The organism is Vibrio sp. PNB23_22_6 (assembly GCF_052877535.1).
On record NZ_JBNFXP010000027.1, the window covers coordinates 1 to 18,226 of the forward strand.

The 18,226-nt window shown below is 45.0% G+C and carries 16 protein-coding genes and 1 pseudogene; 8 read left to right on the forward strand and 9 right to left on the reverse strand.

What is annotated here, in order from left to right; all coding sequences use genetic code 11:
• Positions 1–702: 702 nt before the first annotated feature.
• Positions 703–1,665: an integron integrase gene (locus ACVA54_RS16970; protein ID WP_446649774.1), complete on the forward strand. Its 963-nt coding sequence runs from the start codon at positions 703–705 to the stop codon at positions 1,663–1,665.
• 48 nt (positions 1,666–1,713) lie between these two features.
• On the opposite strand, the gene ACVA54_RS16975 is transcribed toward ACVA54_RS16970, so the two are convergent.
• The 8 genes from ACVA54_RS16975 to ACVA54_RS17010 form a co-directional block, all read right to left on the reverse strand.
• On the reverse strand, positions 1,714–2,187 hold the full coding sequence (locus tag ACVA54_RS16975) for a DUF2947 domain-containing protein (protein ID WP_099080879.1): 474 nt from the start codon (positions 2,185–2,187) through the stop codon (positions 1,714–1,716).
• 13 nt (positions 2,188–2,200) lie between these two features.
• Positions 2,201–2,788 (reverse strand): HD domain-containing protein, encoded by a 588-nt coding sequence (locus ACVA54_RS16980; RefSeq protein ID WP_446649775.1) that lies wholly within the window; start codon positions 2,786–2,788, stop codon positions 2,201–2,203.
• The gene (locus ACVA54_RS16985; protein WP_099080877.1) at positions 2,789–3,373 is read right to left on the reverse strand and encodes a GNAT family N-acetyltransferase; all 585 of its coding nucleotides are present in this window, start codon (positions 3,371–3,373) and stop codon (positions 2,789–2,791) included.
• 36 nt (positions 3,374–3,409) lie between these two features.
• The gene (gene tyrR / locus ACVA54_RS16990) at positions 3,410–4,954 is read right to left on the reverse strand and encodes a transcriptional regulator TyrR (RefSeq protein WP_446581591.1); all 1,545 of its coding nucleotides are present in this window, start codon (positions 4,952–4,954) and stop codon (positions 3,410–3,412) included.
• Positions 4,955–5,054: 100 nt separating this feature from the next.
• Positions 5,055–6,095 carry a YcjF family protein gene (locus ACVA54_RS16995; protein ID WP_099080875.1) on the reverse strand — a complete coding sequence of 347 codons (1,041 nt, stop codon included), beginning with the start codon at positions 6,093–6,095 and terminating at the stop codon, positions 5,055–5,057.
• Positions 6,092–7,468 (reverse strand): YcjX family protein, encoded by a 1,377-nt coding sequence (locus ACVA54_RS17000; protein WP_446609214.1) that lies wholly within the window; start codon positions 7,466–7,468, stop codon positions 6,092–6,094. The genes ACVA54_RS16995 and ACVA54_RS17000 overlap by 4 nt, the downstream gene beginning before the upstream one ends.
• Before the next feature lie 150 nt (positions 7,469–7,618).
• Complete coding sequence (locus ACVA54_RS17005; RefSeq protein ID WP_099080873.1) at positions 7,619–7,804, reverse strand: hypothetical protein; 186 nt, start codon at positions 7,802–7,804, stop codon at positions 7,619–7,621.
• A 180-nt stretch (positions 7,805–7,984) separates the two neighbouring features.
• Positions 7,985–9,502, reverse strand: a complete 1,518-nt coding sequence (locus ACVA54_RS17010) for a fumarate hydratase (RefSeq protein ID WP_099080872.1) — start codon at positions 9,500–9,502, stop codon at positions 7,985–7,987.
• A gap of 290 nt (positions 9,503–9,792) precedes the next feature.
• Here ACVA54_RS17010 and pabB point away from each other — a divergent pair, with 290 nt between their 5' ends.
• The 4 genes from pabB to ACVA54_RS17030 all read left to right on the forward strand — a co-directional run bounded on the left by pabB (position 9,793) and on the right by ACVA54_RS17030 (position 14,981).
• Positions 9,793–11,154: an aminodeoxychorismate synthase component I gene (gene pabB / locus ACVA54_RS17015; protein WP_099080870.1), complete on the forward strand. Its 1,362-nt coding sequence runs from the start codon at positions 9,793–9,795 to the stop codon at positions 11,152–11,154.
• Between the two features lie 170 nt (positions 11,155–11,324).
• The gene (locus ACVA54_RS17020; RefSeq protein WP_099080869.1) at positions 11,325–11,924 is read left to right on the forward strand and encodes a CoA pyrophosphatase; all 600 of its coding nucleotides are present in this window, start codon (positions 11,325–11,327) and stop codon (positions 11,922–11,924) included.
• A 344-nt stretch (positions 11,925–12,268) separates the two neighbouring features.
• Positions 12,269–13,522, forward strand: a complete 1,254-nt coding sequence (locus tag ACVA54_RS17025) for an aromatic amino acid transport family protein (protein ID WP_119463570.1) — start codon at positions 12,269–12,271, stop codon at positions 13,520–13,522.
• Between the two features lie 97 nt (positions 13,523–13,619).
• Positions 13,620–14,981, forward strand: coding sequence for an L-serine ammonia-lyase (locus ACVA54_RS17030; RefSeq protein WP_099080867.1), 1,362 nt, complete (start codon positions 13,620–13,622; stop codon positions 14,979–14,981).
• A 128-nt stretch (positions 14,982–15,109) separates the two neighbouring features.
• Here ACVA54_RS17030 and queD read toward each other — a convergent pair whose 3' ends face one another.
• Positions 15,110–15,472 (reverse strand): 6-carboxytetrahydropterin synthase QueD, encoded by a 363-nt coding sequence (gene queD / locus ACVA54_RS17035; RefSeq protein WP_099080866.1) that lies wholly within the window; start codon positions 15,470–15,472, stop codon positions 15,110–15,112.
• Positions 15,473–15,980: 508 nt separating this feature from the next.
• Between queD and ACVA54_RS17040 the strand changes: the two are divergent.
• The 3 genes and pseudogenes from ACVA54_RS17040 to ACVA54_RS17050 all read left to right on the forward strand — a co-directional run.
• A pseudogene (locus ACVA54_RS17040) lies at positions 15,981–16,147 on the forward strand (methyl-accepting chemotaxis protein); the annotation flags it as partial.
• 187 nt (positions 16,148–16,334) lie between these two features.
• On the forward strand, positions 16,335–17,735 hold the full coding sequence (gene asnS / locus ACVA54_RS17045; RefSeq protein WP_099080865.1) for an asparagine--tRNA ligase: 1,401 nt from the start codon (positions 16,335–16,337) through the stop codon (positions 17,733–17,735).
• Positions 17,736–17,901: 166 nt separating this feature from the next.
• Positions 17,902–18,141 (forward strand): hypothetical protein, encoded by a 240-nt coding sequence (locus ACVA54_RS17050; RefSeq protein ID WP_099080864.1) that lies wholly within the window; start codon positions 17,902–17,904, stop codon positions 18,139–18,141.
• The last annotated feature ends 85 nt before the right edge of the window (positions 18,142–18,226 follow it).

Sequence of the window (18,226 nt, forward strand, 5' to 3'; positions counted from 1 at the left end):
CACTTGAAACGTAACTTTTTCGTCTCGTGTTTTCTTTTCAGTGCTCAATTACTAATTTCTCCGTTAATGCATAACGCGCAGTTAAGGTGTGAGAGACGCAGGTGCACCCTAACCTAAAATAAACTCTGATAAATCCGTGCCTATTTGGGCACTAAAACCCCAATGCGTTTCGAATCGCCTTGAACGTCTTGTTATTCCGCAACTAAAGTTGCCTATATTGACGCCTAATTCTTTGATATGACGTGAATTTTTCGGCATGCAGGCAAAAATCGAAGCCGAAGTATTTGGCAGCTCACTACCTTAAATCGCTTTAGCGTCACTCTTTAATTGCTGCGCCATATTAAGGTGCGCGTAAAGCGCTTTAAGGGTAGCATTGAAATGACCAATATTCGCCCTTTTCGCCGCCTTTCCACCCTATTTCCCCGACACTTTCACACCTAGGCTACAGCTACGTACATTCAGCCTGAGAGATCCGTTGCGGAAATAACGCTTTCTATACGGCCAATTGCCGCCTTTTAGGCACACTACCGCCTTCTTTCATGACAAAAGAAAGTATGAATACTAGCACTTATCTTAATGAAATAAACAGAAAAGCAGTATGAATATGTGTGCTCAAACACGCAATTAGACGGCGCAATAACGTCTAATTTTCATAATAGGGTTATGTTTATAAGACTGTACAAACATCCAGGTAAAATGTTCATGAAAAGTCAATTTTTGCTTAGTGTCAAAGAACACATGATCACTCGTCACTACGCCAATAAAACCATCAAAAGTTACCTGTTTTGGATAAAACGTTTCATTATCTTCCACCAGTTTGCGCACCCATCAACGTTGTCTGAAGGCGACGTTGAGCGCTTTCTTAGCCATTTAGCGGTTGATCAAAAAGTAGCAGTAAAAACACAAGCACTCGCGCTTAACGCGATTTCATTTTTATACCGAGAGTACTTTCAAATGCCGCTATCACTTGATATGCGATTCCAGAAATCCTTGACAGAAAAGAAGCTGCCGGTTGTTTTAACGAGAGAAGAAATTCGACGTTTTGTGCAGCACATTGACCCAAGATATAAGCTTCAAATTCAGCTGTTATACGGTTCCGGCCTACGGATAATGGAATGTTTACGACTCAGGATCCAGGACATCGATTATTATTACGGTGCGATTCGAGTTTGGCAAGGTAAAGGCGGTAAAAATCGTACGGTAACATTAGCCAAAGAGCTACATGAACCTCTCAAAGCTCAAATGAACTTAGCTCGAGATTACTATTTAAAAGATCGCCATGCCGCGGGTTATTCTGGTGTGTATATATCCGAAGGATTGCGAAGAAAATACCCAGGCGCAGAGTTGGATTTCAATTGGCACTTTCTATTTCCCTCTACCAAGCTAAGTATTGATCAAGAAACAGGAGAGCTAAGACGTCATCATATTAACGAAACAGCCATTCAGCGTGCTGTAAAACGTACAGCCAAGGAAGCTGGAATAGATAAAATCGTCACCTGCCATACGCTTAGGCATAGCTTTGCTACGCACTTATTGGAGTCCGGAGCAGACATCCGAACGGTCCAGGAACAGCTTGGTCATAGCGATGTGAAAACCACTCAAATTTATACTCATGTTATTGAACGTGGTGCCGGAGGCGTACTGAGCCCTCTTTCCAGCTTGTAGAAATACAAAAGCCACTTTGCAGTGGCTTTTAGAGATACGAGAGTTTAGTTAATTTCGTTCACCTAGCTTAACGTGACCTTTTGAGTCAAACCAGAGCGCTTGTGAACGGCGACGACCAAGTAGCATCGGGCCGTCATCGTAAAACAAGAAGTTCTTCCAGTGCTTTTTAAAGATTGACCACTTGGTCTCGATCACATTGTACTTCTCATAGCAAAAGTACACGGTCACATCGTCTTGCCAATCAATAAACGCATCAACTTCTTCTGGTAGACCAGGCTCGTCTGCTTCCCAAGCGGCCATCCAATCGACTTCCTCTGGCCAATTCGATTCTTTCATTGGCCAGTCTGAAGAGCTCAAACGATCCATATCTGGACTTTGTGCACTAATATTCTCTTTCCAGAACTGAGCGGCACGCGCCAAGCTCATCGGCTTAATAAAAGCGAGATCTTCTTCTGGCACCGGCATCGACTGGTGAGTAAAAATCCATTTTCTTTGGTATTCGTCCAAAGGCAAATAAGACATTCAGTCTCCTTTTTTACGACTTCAGCCAACCTTTTTCGGTGGCTCCTTCAATCAGCTGTTTGGCTTTGTCCCACAAGGTGACAGAACCAAGTTCAATTCTTTTGTTAATCGTCAACGCTTGCTCGCGCGTTACCCCATTCTCAATCCAACTTTGACCATCATTGTGGTAGTTAAGCAACATTGGGATCAGACGATCCAGTGCTTTGGCATACTTGGCGTCATCTGTTTGAGCTGCTTCAAATTCAATCCACAACGCAAGTAGCTCATCACCTTGCTCGCTTGGTAGCATACCAAATAAACGTTGAGCCGCTTGGCGCTCTTTCTCTTCTTGCTCTTGTGATGCAGCAGTATCATAAACAAAGGTGTCGCCCGCGTCGATCTCTACCACGTCATGAATAAGCAGCATTTTCATTACTCGAGCAATGTCAACTGGTGCATTGGCGTGTTCTTGCATTAATACTGCCATCAGCGCAACATGCCAACTGTGTTCAGCGCTATTTTCTAACCGCCCGTTTGCGCTTTTTACACGGGTTCTACGCAACACATTTTTCAGTTGGTCGAGTTCAATTATCAGCGCTAATTGCTTTTCAAGCCTTTCCATTTATCGAGCCTCCTCTTTCCAATTAGGATTGGTCAACGATGTCAGTACATGATCTTGCCACTCACCGTTAATCAAGAGATAGTCCTTTGCATAGCCCTCTTTCACAAATCCAGCATGCTGTAAGACCGCTTCACTACGTTTGTTGTGCGGCATATATCCTGCCTGAATACGATGCAGCTTTTGCACCTCAAACATATAATCACAAGCCATTTTAAGTGCACGGCGCATATAACCATGACCTTGTGCATCTTCAGCAAGAGAATAGCCAACATTACAGGCATAAAGTGGGAATCGTGTCAGGTTACTGAAAGAGAGCGTACCCAGCATTTTTCCAGATTTCGCCTCAACGAGTAAGCAATAGTAACCAAGTCCTAAGCGATGAAGCTCATTGAGTTTTATCAACTTTTGCAACCAACTATTGACCGAAAAGAACGCTTCTTCGCGTTTAGGCTCAAACGGTTCAAGGTATTTTCTGTTCACTTGGAAATAAGCTGCAATCATATCGGCATCACCGATTTCGGCAGTACGTAGAAGCAAGTCGCCGTCCAGCTTATGAACGGCGATAGATGAGCTTTTGTCTTCCATTTTAAATGACAACTTCCGTTTTAAATTCGATACCGCTTAATTCTTACGAATACCGTAATCGCGCAATTTGTTTGCGATTGAAGTGTGTGAAACGTTGAGACGTTTCGCTAACTTTCGGCTTGACGGGAATGACTGATACAAACGTTCAAGTATCTGAGATTCATAATCACGCATGATCTCATCCAGCGAACCATCCAAATTTAATGTCGCACTACCGCCACCAACCGCCTGTGGCTGAGGTAAGTTAAAGTGTTCTGTTTTTAGTAGATGGCCTTCCATCTCCGTCAATGCACGAAGTACCATGTTATCGAGCTGGCGCATGTTCCCTGGCCATTGGTAGCTTGCTAGGGCATCCACTAATTCTTCATCTAAATCTGGCTTATCGATCCCAAGTTGTTGCGAATGTTTCGTCACGAACAGATCCAGTAATGGCGTAACATCGTTAGAACGCTTACGCAGAGGTGGAATCGTTAACGTCAGAACATTAAGGCGATAATACAAATCTTCACGGAACTTGCCTGCCTCTGCGAGCTCGGCGAGGTTGTGCTTAGTTGACGCAATAATACGAACGTCTACATGCATCTCATCTTCTGCGCCTACACGGCGGAAATTACCATCTTGTAAAAAGCGCAGTAGCTTAATTTGCAGATGCGAGCTCATTTCACCAATTTCATCTAAGAAAACAGTGCCGCCATTAGCTTGCTCGAAAATACCTTTGTGGCCTTGCTCATGATTAAACGAACCAGGTGCATGTCCGAACAGTTCCGTTTCGGCAACATCATCTGGCATCGACGCACAGCTCAACACTAAAAATGGCTTATTAGCACGGCCTGAGCGGCTGTGACAGGCTTTGGCTAACATCTCTTTACCCGTCCCAGTCTCCCCTTCAATCAACAGTGGTTGGTCAAGAACAGAGAGTTTTTTCGCTTGATTCATCAACGCTTTATGACGATTAGACAAACCAACAAAATGTTCAAAGCCAAGTTGATTTTGCAGTGGCAGTGTTTCTTCAATTTGCGCACCTTGTTGGCTAGAACGAATAGTCATTAGCGTACTGGCGAGCGTTGAGTTTTGTGCCTCGTCTTTGATGTACACTGGCATTAACTCAATCACGTAATCCAAACCATCAATAACCAAGCTTTCGCGCGTGCGCGCATTAACGCCTTCAGTCCAACGAGAAAAACGCACGCTTGGCAGCAGCGTACCAATTTGCATACCAATGACATCTTGCTTATGTTGACCAAGAAGAGAAAGGGCGGCCATATTCGCCATGTCTACCGCACCTTTTAGGTCAATGGCAAACACGGGATCTGGCAAGTTATCCACCAACGACAACAGCTCCGTATTGTGGCGCTCCATTGGCATAAATTGGATTTTACGTACGTCTTTTACCCCCGGAATACGGCGGATTTCAGCCATCAATTCACTAAAGGTATCAAAATCAATATCTGGGCAATTTAAGTAAATGATGCCACTGATATCAATTTCGATACCACGCAAATCGATACTTTTAGACGCTAAAATATCGAGCAATTCTCGGGTTAAACCGAGTCTATCTTCACAAAGGACTTCAAGACGCACTGAAAATATCCCAATTCACAACTGTCAGGAAAAGTTGACAGTAGTTTCTACCAAGCTTGGAATGGCGTCAAGCAATCCTGACGGTCAAAGATGACATTCGTTACGGTTTCATTGTAATTGATGCAACTTTCGCCACGATCTCTTTACGAATTGCGCTGAGTTTCACTTGTCGCTCTGGGTACCAAGGTAATGGACGCAATAGTGTCATTGCTTTTAAACCTAGACGCGCGGTAAGAATCCCAACCCCCAAGCCTTGCCCTGCTCTGGCCGAAACTTTACCCGCAAGATCCATCGACATTAAATCCATACCTGCGTCGATAACCAGTTCACTCGCACCCGCCGCCGCCATGTTGACGAATACCGAGCGTAGTAACTTAATGCGTGACGCATAGCCAAGCTCAACCCCATACACTTTCGAAAGGTTGTCGATCATCTTGAAATTGCGCCAAGCCACTAGCAACATATCAGCGGCGGCCAATGGGCTCACGGCAACTAACGCGGCAGATTCGGTTGCATGCTGAGAGACCACCTTAGTCGCGAGTTTATCTTGTTGGCTCACCACCATGGCATCGTACATATCCAGAATTTCCGCATCACTGTGTGCGGGATTAACGCTATTCTTCCAGCGATCGAAACCTGGGTTTTCTGGCAGTACGCCACTTTGTTCAGCCAATTTGTCACAAAATGCTTTGCCTTTACCAACACTTTGGCTATCGATAAGCGCTTCACTCTCTTCTTGAGCGCTAAAGTGATTACGTAGTTTACGCAATTTCCACAGCTCTTTACCTAGCGCGCCTAAACCAAAAGAGGCGATAGTAGCAATAAAGCCTACCCATCCGAGCGCTAACCAATCTGCGGTTTGAACTGCCGTCACCACGGAATCAACCACTTGCCAGCCAACCAACCCGGTAAAAGTGACAAACAGCCCTGTCGTTAGCCATTTACGCCCAAGTTTCGGCCTGATCACTTGCTCCAGTTGCAGCTCTTGTTCCGTATCGAGATCATTTTCTTCGTTCGTCGACGGGACAAAATGTTCTTGTTTACTGAACGTCTTTTGCGCGGTCAATTCTGGCGATGCACTCTCTTCTTGCTTGTGTATTACTTTTTCTGAGAAGACTTGTTTTTGTTTGAATTCGCTCATTTCAATTTGTCTCCAATTAAGAATTCCAACGCCTTGTCTAACCGAATATGCTTCATTGGTTCATCCGCCTGTAAAGACATAGGGCGGAAAGAAGTAAAATCGAAACCACTATTTTGCCAATACGCAGAATTCGGCAGCTTCTTCGGAACTTCACCCGGGAACATGGTCATCGGCTCACCTTCTAGCGTGGTGCCTTGCAACGCAGAGATTGTTTTATCACCCGACGAAATGAAGCCCGATGTCGTTGCCTGAATGGAGGCGATGCTCATACAACTCATTTCAATATTCTCATAAGCTGCGGCTTGCCAAGCCGGGTGCACCATTTGTTGTAATAGAGACACCAAATGTGGATGTTGGTCCGGCGTCACATGATCCGCTTTGGTCGCAGCAAACAGCACTTTGTCGATCTTTGGTGAAAACAGCCGGCGTAAAAAGCTACTTCGTCCATAACGGAAGCTGTGCATGATCTGTTCGAGCGCTTGACGCATGTCGTGAAACGCTTCATCACCTGCGTTTAGTGGCTGCAAGCAATCCACCAGCACGATCTGACGATCAAACGTAGCAAAGTGATGTTTATAAAACGACTTTACAACTTTCTGTTGATACTCGTGATAACGCGCTTCTAGTACGGCAAGATTACTGCCTTTTTTCGGTTTAGATTCTGCATTAAATCGGCATGGGAAAAACTGCAGTACCGGTGCTCCAGCCAGTTCTCCCGGCAGAACAAAACGCCCAGGCTGCACCCAATGCAATCCCGCATCTTTACACGCATGCAAATAATCGGTATACGATTGCGACACTTTTTCAAGCTGCTTTTCATTCACATCAGCGTGTAAATCTACCTGCTCAAGCGCATCAAGCCACTCACTGGCGAGATCGCTTCGCTGCCCTTTTAGCGCTTCAAACTGAGTATGGGACCAAGTAGCAAAGTCCATCTCAAGCAAAGGCAAATCAAGTAGCCACTCGCCCGGATAGTCGATGATATCCACATTCAACACGGCGGTTTTACTCAGCCACTTTTTACTGGTCTTATTGGGTTTGTATTTCAATGCTAATCGAATTTCGCTCACGTCACGGGTTGGAACGGGCCATTGTGGTGGCGTGGCATGAATTTGGGTCATCGCATCATCATAAGCAAATCGCGGCACCATCATATTAGTTTGCGGCTCACGCTTCGCGCCGATCAAGCGCTTATCTCGCGCCGCATTTAATAGTGGTAAATTATCATGCGTCGCGGTATGCAGCAGTTGATTGACTAAAGAAGTAATAAAAGCCGTTTTGCCTGCACGAGACAACCCGGTCACAGCGATCCTTACGTTAGAATCCATCCCACGACTGATAAAGTCGTTCACTTCTTGCGTTATTCTTTTCATTCTTTTATCTCATCAATTCATACTACGCAGTGTAATTTTACCAACCTTAATCCACGATGAACAAAATATTCACTGAAAATTATCCCTTCAAAAAAGCAAAAGCCCCTGAAGATTTCAGAGGCTTATAGGGTTTCATTGCTGACGCACTGTCTAATCGTCTTCAATCAACTTGTAGATCACAAACAAAGCGATTTCTAGAATCAGCCACAATACACAAGTAATAGTGACGTATTTCTCATCGAAGATACTAATACCGTTAAGAACCAAGTCGTAGCCTACAAAGCCACCTATCACAACAGCAAGAACTATTTGTAAAATTTGAATAAAACGAGGCATGCCGTCTCCTAATCATGGTCAGCATAACAGTGAGATTTGCTATGCCTATAAGTAAATATAGTCATTATATAGACAAAAAGTGCCGCTTTCGCTGCACTTTTTTCAATTGTTTACCTGTTAAATCAGCACCTTGTCACATTCTACCGACTGAGAGATGAAAGAATAGACACATTGCTTAGCTTATACTTCCATCTCTTGGATTTTCACTTTCCACGTATCTGGACCAATTTGATGAGCATTGGCTCCGCGAGAGTCCACCGCGACAGTAACTGGCATATCTTCGACTTCAAACTCGTAGATGGCTTCCATACCTAAGTCTTCAAACGCCACCACGCGCGCTTTTTTGATCGCTTTCGCGACAAGGTATGCTGCACCGCCAACAGCCATGAGATACACCGCTTTATGGTTCTTGATAGACTCAACAGTAGCAGGACCACGCTCTGCTTTACCGATCATGCCCATAATACCCGTCTCTTCTAACATCATGTCGGTGAACTTATCCATGCGTGTTGACGTCGTTGGGCCAGCCGGACCGACAACCTCATCGCCTACCGCATCAACGGGGCCAACGTAATAGATGAATTTACCTTTCAGATCCACGCCTTCTGGCAGGCCTTCACCGGCTTCTAACATACCTTGAATTCGCTTATGCGCGGCATCACGACCGGTTAGAATTTTTCCTGACAGCAAAACGGTTTCACCCGTCTTCCACTCCTGAACTTCTTCTTTGGTTACCGTATCGAGGTTCACGCGGCGTGTATTCTCACCCGCTTCCCAAGTGATATCAGGCCATTCTTCAAGCTTAGGTGGCGTTAGCTCTGCCGGGCCACTGCCATCTAGAGTGAAGTGAACGTGGCGCGTTGCCGCACAGTTCGGGATCAAGCAAACCGGCTTAGAAGCTGCGTGCGTTGGTGCAGTTTTGATTTTCACATCAACGACGGTGGTCAGGCCACCAAGACCTTGTGCACCAATACCAAGCTTATTTACACGCTTGAAGATATCAAGTCGAAGTTCTTCTTCTGCGTTTTGCGGGCCACGATCAATCAATTCCTGAATGTCGATATGCTCCATCAACGATTCTTTTGCCAGTACCGCGGCTTTCTCTGCCGTACCACCGATACCAATGCCTAGCATACCTGGTGGACACCAACCCGCCCCCATTGTCGGTAGCGTTTTTTCTACCCATTCAGCAATATCATCCGATGGGTTTAACATCACCATCTTGGTTTTATTTTCACTGCCACCACCTTTTGCTGCAATTTGAATTTCAACGTTATCGCCTGGCACCATGTTAATGTGTACAACCGCTGGTGTGTTGTCTTTGGTGTTAATTCGTTTACCTGCAGGATCCATCAGAACCGAGGCACGCAATGGGTTATCCGGATTTGTATAAGCTTGTCGAACACCTTCATCCACCATTTGTTGAACCGTCATGTCGGTAGAATCCCACTGCACACCCATACCGATATTAACGAAACACGTTACAATGCCGGTGTCCTGACAAATTGGTCGATGGCCTTCTGCCGACATACGGGAATTAATTAAGATTTGAGCTATCGCGTCTTTCGCAGCCTGACTCTCTTCGCGGTGGTAGGCTTTTTCAAGGGCTTGAACAAAGTCTAGCGGGTGGTAGTAAGAAATATACTGTAGCGCATCAGCAACACTGCTGATGACGTCCTGCTTGCGTATTACCGTCATTGCATGCCTCATTATTGTTATGCTTTGCTTCCATTAGTGGCTTGGCTTCTGTCGTGTTTGTTGAGCTTATTGCTCTTAAAATGAGCTTCGTTTTCTTTAAACGTTCGTTTTTATAAACAATTCGTCGAACGGCTGATATCGACACACGAGTGATTGAAGACGCCTTGTCATAGTGTAAAACCACCTCAAAGCCTTTGTATAGAAGTAGTTTGGGTTTATGATACTCTTGCAGCTCATGACATGCCATGCAGTGAATGAACTCTTTGTCACAATTTAAACAAATGAATAACATGGATACGCAATTGCTTGATTTTAAGGCATTGGATTACGCCAACGACCTCGCTATTTCTCTCTTTTCTCGTATTGAACAACTGCCTTGGGCAATGCTGCTGCGTTCTGCGTCTGATACGCACATTGACAGTCGTTTCGATGTATTGGTTGCGAACCCAATCGCAACGTTAGAAACCATTGCCAACGACACTCATATCAAAACGACGTGGCAAGACTACGTTTCTCAAAATGATCCGTTTTCGCTGCTGGATGAACTACAACAACAGCTTCTTCCTAATCTTGAACTTGGGCCTGAATGGGACTTGCCGTTTGTTGGTGGCGCGCTAGGTTACTTTAGCTACGATTTAGGTCGCCGCGTAGAATCGATACCAGAACTGGCCAGCAAAGATCTGCAAACACCCGATATGGCAGCAGGCATCTATGAATGGGCATTAGTCGTCGACCACAAACTCAAGAAGGCGTGTGTGGTTGGGCAAAATATCGAACAGGCATGGCAGTGGTTGACTGAGCAAGCAGCAACGCTTACTGAAGCGTTCAAACTCACCGGCGATTGGCAATCGAACATGACGCAAACATCGTACGCCGCTCGTTTTAATCGCGTACAAGAATACCTGCTGAGTGGCGATTGCTACCAAATCAATTTAGCCCAGCGTTTCAATGCCCCTTACCTAGGCAGTGAATGGCAGGCATACCTGAAATTGGAATCGGCAAACCAAGCGCCTTTTTCTGCTTTTATTCGCATGCCAGGATCCGTCATTTTGAGTATCTCACCAGAGCGATTCTTAGAGTTAAAAGAGCGAGTTATTGAAACCAAGCCTATCAAAGGAACGCGCCCTCGTACTCTCGATGAAAAACAAGACCAAGCCAATGCGCATGACTTGCAAACCGCAGAGAAAGATCAAGCTGAAAACCTGATGATTGTGGATCTGCTGCGCAATGACATTGGCCGCGTCGCGACACCAGGTAGTGTGCATGTGCCTAAGCTGTTCGATATTGAAAGCTTCCCTGCGGTGCATCATCTAGTAAGCACCATTCGAGCACAGTTGGATGTGAAATACAGTGCTGCCGATTTACTGCGAGCCTGCTTTCCTGGAGGTTCTATCACTGGCGCACCAAAAGTTCGCGCGATGCAGATCATTGAAGAGTTAGAGCCTCACCGTCGCAGTGCATATTGTGGCAGCATTGGCTATATCTCTCGTCATGGCCGCATGGACACCAGCATCACCATTCGCACCCTAGTTGCCGAAGATAACCAGCTTTACGCATGGGCAGGTGGTGGCGTTGTTGCCGACAGTGATTGTGCTGCAGAGTATCAAGAAACATTAGATAAATTATCTAAGATCCTACCGGCCCTGAAGTAACAGTCTTCTAATACCTGAGTCCCCATCCATCACGACAAGGGGCAAACCCGTCTTCTGGTTTGCCTTCTCTCCTATCCAGAGTGGCCATTGCACTCAATTCAATATAAGTTGAACATACCCAAGCGACTTTAATATGCTTAGGTATTGGCCCGATTAAAAAGGACAGTGCTTTGGTTATCGACAAAACGACCTTACTTCAAAATTTTCAGTTGAATTTACCAACTGGCTATCATGATGAGTCTTTAAAACGCCTTGCAAACGTAAGGCAAGAGACATTACGTGAAGCTGCGGTACTGATTGGTTTTGTCGAAAGGGCTGACGGGTTTCAGGTTATTTTCACCAAGCGTGCAATGCATTTACGCCACCATCCTGGGCAAATATCATTCCCTGGAGGCAAGTTTGAGCACTCAGACGAGCGTTTGGTGAATACCGCTTTACGCGAAGCAGAAGAAGAAATCGGTATATCCCCACGACATATCGATATATTTGGGCAACTGCCAAAGCTACCAACGATTAGCCAATTTAATGTAACGCCTTTCTTAGCTTTCGTTTCACCGGATTACGTCACTTGTATCGATCCAAACGAAGTGGAAGCGGTATTCGAAGTACCAGCCAACCATATTTTGAATCCAGAAAAACTCTATAGCGCGAAGTTCCGTCTAAAAAACACCAGTCACCGAGTGTTTGCTATTCCATTTGAGCAACATTTCATTTGGGGTATGACAGCACAAATCATCGAATCGATGCAAAAACATATCACTCATAATTGACTTCTCTATCAATGATAAAGAGACAATAAGAGCAAACATCATATGCATCTATATTAATTAAAAGTTCTTTTTCAAACATTCTTTCACATTAGTTTTATTTGCCTTTATAAAGCAAACGCTTGCGTTGAGATAGGCTCATATAACCCAAACTTCGCATTAGTTTTTTTAACCCCATTCATTAGCAATAATCACATGTAGCACATTATTTTCGTGATAAGAAGCAGGTTTTTGGCATATCATGCAATGGCTGAGAGCAATACATGATTTAGATCTAACTTTTGCAATGTAAAATATTGCAAAATGCACCCGACTTATTTCCTGTTCCCAAAAATGAGTAACCCAAAATGAACACAACAAATTCGACGGCGACTGCCGTACCATCGTCTAGTAAGTTTACTTACAAAGATTTCACCTGGTGTCTATCTCTATTCGGCACCGCTGTAGGTGCTGGTGTACTATTCCTTCCTATCAAAGCGGGGGCTGGCGGCTTTTGGCCATTAGTTATCCTAGCGCTTATCGCGGCACCAATGACTTGGTTCGCGCACAAATCTCTAGCACGTTTCGTCCTATCTGCGAAAAACCCAGACGCAGACATCACTGACACAGTAGAAGAGCACTTCGGTAAGACTGGCGCAAACCTTATTACTTTTGCTTACTTCTTTGCTATCTACCCAATCGTACTTATTTACGGTGTTGGTATTACAAACACAGTTGATTCTTTTCTAGTTAACCAAATGGGTATGGAATCGATCCCTCGTTGGTTGCTATCTGGTGCACTGATTGCGGCAATGACAGCCGGTGTCGTATTTGGTAAAGAACTGATGCTGAAAGCAACATCAGCAATGGTTTACCCACTAGTTGTTATCCTACTGGCACTTTCTGTTTACCTAATTCCTGATTGGAATACATCAATGATGGAAGTTGCACCAAACTGGGGTGAAGTACCGACTATCGTTTGGCTAGCAATTCCAATCATCGTATTTTCATTCAACCACAGCCCAATCATTTCTCAGTTCTCTAAAGAGCAACGCCAACAGTTTGGTGATGACGCAGTTAAGAAAACTGATGCTATCACTGGCGGCGCAGCAATGATGCTGATGGGTTTTGTAATGTTCTTCGTATTCTCTGTTGTTCTTTCTCTATCTCCAGAAGCACTAGCAACAGCACAAGAGCAAAACATCTCTGTTCTTTCTTACCTTGCTAACGTTCACGAATCTCCACTGATCTCTTACATGGGTCCACTAGTGGCATTCGCAGCGATTACTTCTAGCTACTTCGGTCACTTCCTAGGTGCACACGAAGGTCTAGTTGGTCTAATCAAATCACGCTCTCAAACACCAGTAAGCAAGATCGAGAAAGCTTCTCTAATCTTCATCGTTATCACGACTTGGATTGTGGCTATCGTTAACCCAAGCATCCTAGGCATGATTGAGACGATGGGCGCTCCAATGATTGCAGGTATCCTATTCCTACTGCCTGTATTCGCGATGCATAAAGTACCAGCAATGGCGAAATACAAAACATCAGCACCTGTACAGCTTTTCACAGTTATCTGTGGTCTTGCAGCGATTACTTCTGTAATCTACGGCGCTCTTTAATCATCGCTCATTTTTTAGCGTGATTAATTCAAGAATATAACGATAAAAACAAGCCTCCCAACTCCCCTTGGGAGGCTTTTGTTCTGAGGTAATCGATATGATTAGTGTTTTTGATATCTATAAAATCGGCGTTGGTCCTTCAAGCTCACACACAGTAGGGCCGATGAAAGCGGGTAAAGAATTTATTGATGATCTTCGTTCAATGGGAAAATTACGCGACATCACTAAAATCACCGTTGACGTTTATGGATCACTATCACTGACAGGGAAAGGTCACCACACCGATATCGCTATCATCATGGGTCTTGCTGGCAATACCCCTGAGAAAGTAGACATCGACTCTATCCCGGGCTTTATCGCTCGCGTAGAAGAAACTGAGCGCCTTCCTGTTGGCATGCACTGTCACACAGTATCGTTCCCTAAAGATGGTGGTATGAACTTCCATACCTCTAATTTATCGCTGCACGAAAACGGCATGCAGATCCACGCTTGGATCGATGACGAAGTCGCGTACTCGAAAACGTATTACTCTATCGGTGGTGGTTTCATCGTCGATGAAGAAAACTTCGGCAAAGAAGAAGAAAACCCTATCAAGGTTCCTTACACATTCACAACCGCTGAAGAGCTTGTGAACCAATGTAAAGAACACGGTCTTTCTATCAGCGCATTGGTTATGAAAAACCAAGCGGCTCTTCACTCAGATGAAGAGTCTCGCACTTACTTTGCCAACATCTGGAAAACCATGCGTGAAGGTATGGAACGCGGTATGAATACGGAAGGTATTCTACCTGGGCCACTACGCGTACCTCGTCGTGCTGCAGCACTTCGCCAGCAACTACTGACTTCTGAAAAGACGTCAAATGACCCAATGGCAGTGGTTGACTGGGTAAACATGTTTGCTTTCGCAGTAAACGAAGAAAACGCTGCCGGTGGCCGTGTTGTAACTGCGCCAACGAATGGTGCATGTGGCATCATCCCTGCGGTACTGGCGTACTACGACAAGTTTATCCAAACCGTAACAGAAAAAGACTACATCCGTTACTTCGCTGCTTCTGGTGCGATCGGCGGTCTTTACAAGCGTAACGCTTCTATCTCCGGTGCGGAAGTTGGCTGTCAAGGTGAAGTTGGCGTAGCGTGTTCTATGGCGGCGGCTGGCCTTGCTGAACTTATGGGTGGTAGCCCAGAGCAAGTATGTATGGCGGCAGAGATCGGTATGGAACACAACCTAGGGCTAACTTGTGACCCTGTTGCTGGTCAGGTACAAGTTCCATGTATCGAACGTAATGGTATTGCGGCAGTGAAAGCGATCAACTCTACTCGTATGGCACTGCGTCGTTCTTCTGCTCCAACGGTATCTCTAGATAAAGTTATCGAAACCATGCTAGAAACGGGTAAAGACATGAACGCGAAATACCGTGAGACGTCTCAAGGCGGTCTAGCAATCAAAGTCATTTGCTAATCCCAAGAGCACGACATCAAGCCTGAGCCGACGCTCAGGCTTTTTTTTCATTAACTTTTCAAAACGTCATGAGTGGGAATACAAAAAAGGCAAGCTAATCCGCTTGCCTTCTTATTGAAATTCTGGCCTTATTCGCCTTTGTAGATACAACCTGCTGTACAAGTCTCTTTGATCTCAACTTTGCTAAGTAGAGGTAGGTTTGGCTTAAGTTGCTCCCAAATCCACTTTGCTAATACTTCGCTCGTTGGGTTTTCTAAACCTTCAATATCGTTCAGGTAGTAGTGGTCTAAACGGTTGTAGATCGGTTTGAAAGCGGCTTTAATTTCAGCAAAGTCCACAACCCAGCCTGTATGTGGGTCCACCTCGCCTTCTACATAAAGACGAACAAGGAAAGAGTGTCCGTGCAAACGACCACATTGGTGTCCTTCTGGTACGTGCGGCAAGTGGTGCGCCGCTTCGAACATGAACTCTTTGTATAATTCGGTTTTCATCTTGATTCTCAGGCTTTAAAAAACACGCAATACTAAGGAATTCACCTGTCGATGACAAGCCTTAACACCTTCTGAGTTCAAGGCCATGAAGGCAAACGATTCTCCCACCAATCCTAGCCTCCCTTTTCAGCAAATCCTCACAATCATCGGTAACGGCTCTCTCATTTGGCAATCTTGCGGCGCAGTGTCAACACCTTGATTACATCGAACTCACGCCGGATTGACATAACCATATACTGTTTAGAGTCACAAGGATTCCTCTTGTCTATCACTCTCATGAAAATCCATCATTAATGTTGTTACGTTCGTTCCAATAACATTAATAAGAATAGGCGCTCAACCATCAGCTTAAAACTTCTTCTTGCACTGTTCTCGTGTTCAGTTGCGTACTTAATGACACTATCAGCTATCAATACTACCAACAAAAATCGCTGAACAATGATGTGCTTAGTGACCAATGAAGTACAGAGCAACATCGAAACCATCATTCATCATTTCCAACAAGGTAGTGAGCCAGCATATTCAGTCGAAAGTCGACACCATCACGCTAACGACACATCCCAATCGGCCTCTCATACTCGTGATATTTGCGTCGATTTAGAACATCAATCAGAGCGACTTGAGCGATTACTTAACCAATTCACGCTATCAAGAGAGAAAAGCGGGCACAAATAAGAAATTTCTCGTGTTTAAAGTGAATATAAAGGTTGAAGCTGTCGATTTGACAGGTAATATGTTCCGATGAATCTAAAAAATTCTATTCAGCACAACACGACGCCTGTTTTTTAATCAAACACGTAATAAGACAGCCATTTAATCTGTGTTGTGTTGCTTTTATGCCTTAACGGAGAATATTGAAAACATGACTTACGCGCCTGTATCAGACGTTTTGAAAGGTCAACTAGCGGTAGACAGTGAAGTAACTGTTCGTGGTTGGATCCGTTCACGTCGTGATTCCAAAGCTGGAATCTCTTTCCTTGCCATTTATGACGGCTCTTGTTTCGACCCGATTCAGGCCGTGGTCCCAAATAATCTTAATAATTACGACAACGAAGTACTTAAGCTAACTACTGGCTGCTCTGTTGAAGTAACAGGTAAGATTGTTGAGTCTCCTGCTGCTGGTCAGGCTTTCGAGCTTGCGGCAACTGACGTTAAAGTAGTTGGTTGGGTTGAAGACGCTGAAACTTACCCAATGGCTAAAACTCGTCACTCTATCGAGTACCTACGTGAAGTTGCGCACCTACGTCCGCGTACAAACGTAATCGGTGCGGTAGCACGTGTTCGTAATTGCCTGTCTCAAGCAATCCACCGCTTCTACCACGAGCAAGGTTACTTCTGGGTATCTGCACCACTGATCACCGCTTCTGACGCAGAAGGCGCAGGTGAAATGTTCCGCGTTTCTACGCTAGACATGGAAAACCTACCTCGCACTGACGCTGGCAAAGTGGACTACAACGAAGACTTCTTCGGTAAAGAGACGTTCCTAACCGTATCTGGTCAGCTAAACGCAGAAGCTTACGCGTGTGCACTAAGCAAAGTTTACACGTTCGGCCCGACTTTCCGTGCTGAAAACTCAAACACTAGCCGCCACCTAGCGGAATTCTGGATGGTTGAGCCTGAAGTAGCGTTTGCAGAATTAGACGACGTAGCGAAACTGGCTGAAGACATGCTGAAATACGTGTTCAAAGCGGTACTTGAAGAGCGTCGTGATGATCTTGAATTCTTCGCGCAGCGCATCGACAAACAAGCGATCACTCGTCTAGAGCAATTCGTTTCTTCTGACTTCGCACAAGTAGACTACACGGACGCGATCCAAATCCTTCTAGATTCTGGTCGTGAGTTCGAATTCCCTGTTGAATGGGGTATCGACATGTCTTCTGAGCACGAGCGCTTCCTAGCAGAAGAGCACTTCAAAGCACCAGTAATCGTTAAGAACTACCCGAAAGACATCAAAGCGTTCTACATGCGTATGAACGACGATGGCAAAACCGTAGCGGCAATGGACGTTCTAGCACCAGGCATCGGTGAAATCATCGGTGGTTCTCAACGTGAAGAGCGCCTAGACATCCTAGATTCACGTATGCGCGAAATGGGCATCGACCCTGAGCACATGAGCTGGTACCGCGACCTACGTCGTTACGGCACAGTGCCACACGCAGGCTTCGGTCTAGGCTTCGAGCGCCTCGTTTCTTACGTAACCGGCATGGGCAATGTTCGCGATGTGATCCCATTCCCACGTACACCTCGCTCTGCGAACTTCTAATCGCGTTAATGCAACAGAATTAAAAAGACCTCCCTCGTGGAGGTCTTTTTTTATCTGTCATTTACGCAACATGATTTCTTATTCTTCTCTGTCGCAATTTTCTCTCCTAAATGTGAAATTATGTTCCATACTTTCAAGGATATAAAAACGCTTTTAGGAGAACGTGATGAAACTATTTACAATGGACGATCTTTCATATCGTGGCACACATCAAGGCGTTCATAGTTGGGATCATCCTGACAGTGATACCCCTTATTATTGGCACCCTGATTGGCTCCACATTGCTGAAGATGCGTTAGGGATCCACCCTAAAGCCGATATTGATGTACCTGAGGGAGAAACCGCTACAGAAGAGCATGCAAAAGTAGCAATCATCAAACACCTTAATGAAAATAATAACGGTTAGAAATGCGCTCATTTGCTGAGAATCAGTAAGTTATATATACAGAAAATTTACTCGAATGGCATTTAAGCCGCAATGAATCCAACCA